Raw genomic sequence first — 2563 nt, 5'->3', positions numbered from 1 at the left:
TTCACGGTGTCAAGCAAACCTGGCCCAAGAGTTCGATGCACCGCTATAGCGCATCCAATGACTCTATTCGATAATTCATCAAATTTCACTTCGTGCTCTCCGTGCCCTTCGTGGTGAATAGTTACATTAATTTTTTAATACGGACTTTCGACTAACTGTTTTTAAGCCTTTTTAAACACCGAAAAACGCGAAAAACACGAAAAAAAAGATATTTTTTCCTCTGTTCCTCTGCGTCTCTGCGGTGAATTACTATCTGAACAGTTACCCGTTGTCTCTGGTGGTCGGCGGCAACAAGTTGTCAGGCGGTTCTCTTTACGGCAAGAAGTGAGGTTCATCCCTGATAGCATCCAAACACTCATCTAAAGATAACTCGGTGTAGAGCTCCCACCATTGTTCTGTGTGTCTCATGTATGAAAGATTAAAACATTCATTGCCAATATATTCCAGACGAGCAAATTTTGCCTCAAAAAATGGTGAAATGGCATATGGACCAGGACAGGCATACTTTGCACAGAAATAAAAATAGTTTCGATACCATTTCGAGTAAATATCTACGATGTAGTTAAATCGCTCATCTTTAGAAGGAACCTTGATGTGATTCGGTTTCAGAACAGTCTCAATGAGATTGTTTGCCTTCGTCTCCACATTCGCCTTAACGGCATCTGGTACCCTGGGTTTAGATTGTTTTGAAGCACTGAAACCCCACATTTTTATTGCCATATTTACCTCCTCCTGGGAAAAAACTGTAATTCAAGGATTATTCTGATAGCCTGAAGTCAGGTGTAACTAATGCTGTAATTATTCACCACAAAGAGCACGAAGGACACGAAGAATTATAACGAAACTTCTCCCAAAAAACAAACAAAAATTTGAGATAACCTATTGGTAATTAAGAAGATATGTTGAAAGTGATTTTGAGACTTTCGTATCTACAATTGAACAGACAGGTTTATTTCTAATCCTTCATAAAAAATATTATCTCATAAATTGTAAGAATTGTCAAGTATTTTTTTAAAATATTAAAAATATTCGTAGGTACACTTTTAAAATATATTTTGGTCGTATCTTCTTGATACTCATAAACTTAAATCTGCTTTTTAGATGATTTTTAGGGGGAAGTTCTGCTACAAGTTGTCTAAAATCATCTAACTTCTCATTCATTTTCTTCTCCTTTCCTACTTCCCTACTCTTCTACTTTCCTACAGGGTGAATAGTTACAAATGAATTAACTATATAGACAAAATGAGCATATATAAAAGCAACTAAATTATTTTGCCCCTCCATCTTTCGTATCTGCCACACCATCCTCGGAATATTAATATTTATCGGACAGTTTTTTTTACAATTAAAACAACTCAGACAAAGATTAGCTGTTTTTGCCGCCTGTTTGTTTTCATCCCTTAAATAAGATAATAAAATACCTCTCCCGCCGATATTTTCATCCACACCGTATCTATCTCCAACAGTTAAATACATCGGACAGGCAACCAAGCAGAAACCACAACCGATACAATACAATAATTCTTTAAACTTACTTTGACTAATCTCTTCTCTTTTATTATTAAGGAGGATTACGATTATTTCTTGTGGGCTATAAACACCCTTGATAAGTTTTTTCTCTATATCCGCAGTTTTACTTGGAGCCGTGATAATGTTGATAAATGAGGTTGTTTTTGCTCCAGTGGCGTTGTAAGTCAAAGCCTTAACCATAGTTATGGCATTTTCCAAATTATTATATATCTTCTCCACGCCAGTAACCACAATCAATTTATTCGTTTTTTGAATTATTTCCGAGACATTCCCTTCATTATGGATAATGACAATTGCTCCTTCATCTGCGGTAATCGCATTTGCTCCAACAATTGCCACTTCTGCCTTATTGATATACGAAATTATATCCTTTTTTATCTCAGCTACAATCTCTTCTGGAACATTACTTATTTTATGTCCGAAGTAGTTTTCCAGAGCCAGTTGAATATCATTTATGGAGAGATGACTTGCAGGACCGGTTGGGTGAGAAGGCTTTTCATTTGTAATCTGAAGAAGTCTATCGCCAATGTCGGTTTCCACAACAGTTTTTCCTATCTCATTTAAAAAGTCTGTAATTTTAAGTTCTTTGGAGACATTTGATTTAGATTTGACAATAACATTATAATCTTTGAGTTCTTCTTTTAAGAAATTTAAGGCATCATCTTTTTTTTCGGCTAAAATAACTTTGATACCATTGGATTTTAACTGGTCAACTGTTTTTTGGAGTAATTTTTGGTTGCCCACACTTTCTTCACGAAACCTTCGCAATAGTCCTTTGTTTATCTTAAACCTTCTTTTCTTTTTTCTTTCCTTCACCTCATTGAAGGATTTTCTAAGTTGCAATATTTGCTTTAATGTGAACATATTTTCCTTTAATCAGAATATCATTTTTGGTAACCGTTCAGAGATATAGCCACAGAGTCACAGAGATGATATGATAAAGTGTCAAGTTTGACCTGCGAAAGATTTTATGGTATACTATACAAAAAGTATTAACTAACTAAAATAAGGAGGACAAACTTATGACACAAAC

The 2563-nt window shown here is 35.0% G+C and carries 3 protein-coding genes; all 3 read right to left on the bottom strand.

Going from position 1 to position 2563, the window contains the following annotated elements; translation table 11 throughout:
- Positions 1 to 312: 312 nt before the first annotated feature.
- The 3 genes from AB1414_19025 to AB1414_19015 all read right to left on the bottom strand — a co-directional run bounded on the left by AB1414_19025 (position 313) and on the right by AB1414_19015 (position 2394).
- The gene (locus AB1414_19025) at positions 313 to 720 is read right to left on the bottom strand and encodes a hypothetical protein (protein ID MEW6609505.1); all 408 of its coding nucleotides are present in this window, start codon (positions 718 to 720) and stop codon (positions 313 to 315) included.
- A gap of 291 nt (positions 721 to 1011) precedes the next feature.
- Entirely contained in the window at positions 1012 to 1161 is a 150-nt protein-coding gene (locus AB1414_19020) for a hypothetical protein (protein MEW6609504.1), read from the bottom strand.
- Positions 1162 to 1191: 30 nt separating this feature from the next.
- Positions 1192 to 2394: an LUD domain-containing protein gene (locus AB1414_19015; protein ID MEW6609503.1), complete on the bottom strand. Its 1203-nt coding sequence runs from the start codon at positions 2392 to 2394 to the stop codon at positions 1192 to 1194.
- Positions 2395 to 2563: the final 169 nt, after the last annotated feature.

The sequence above is a fragment of the bacterium genome, assembly GCA_040755795.1.
Classification (GTDB): domain Bacteria; phylum UBA9089; class CG2-30-40-21; order CG2-30-40-21; family SBAY01; genus JBFLXS01.
The sequence above is the reverse complement of the archived record's forward strand: the minus strand, read 5'-3'. Positions and strand labels throughout refer to the sequence as shown.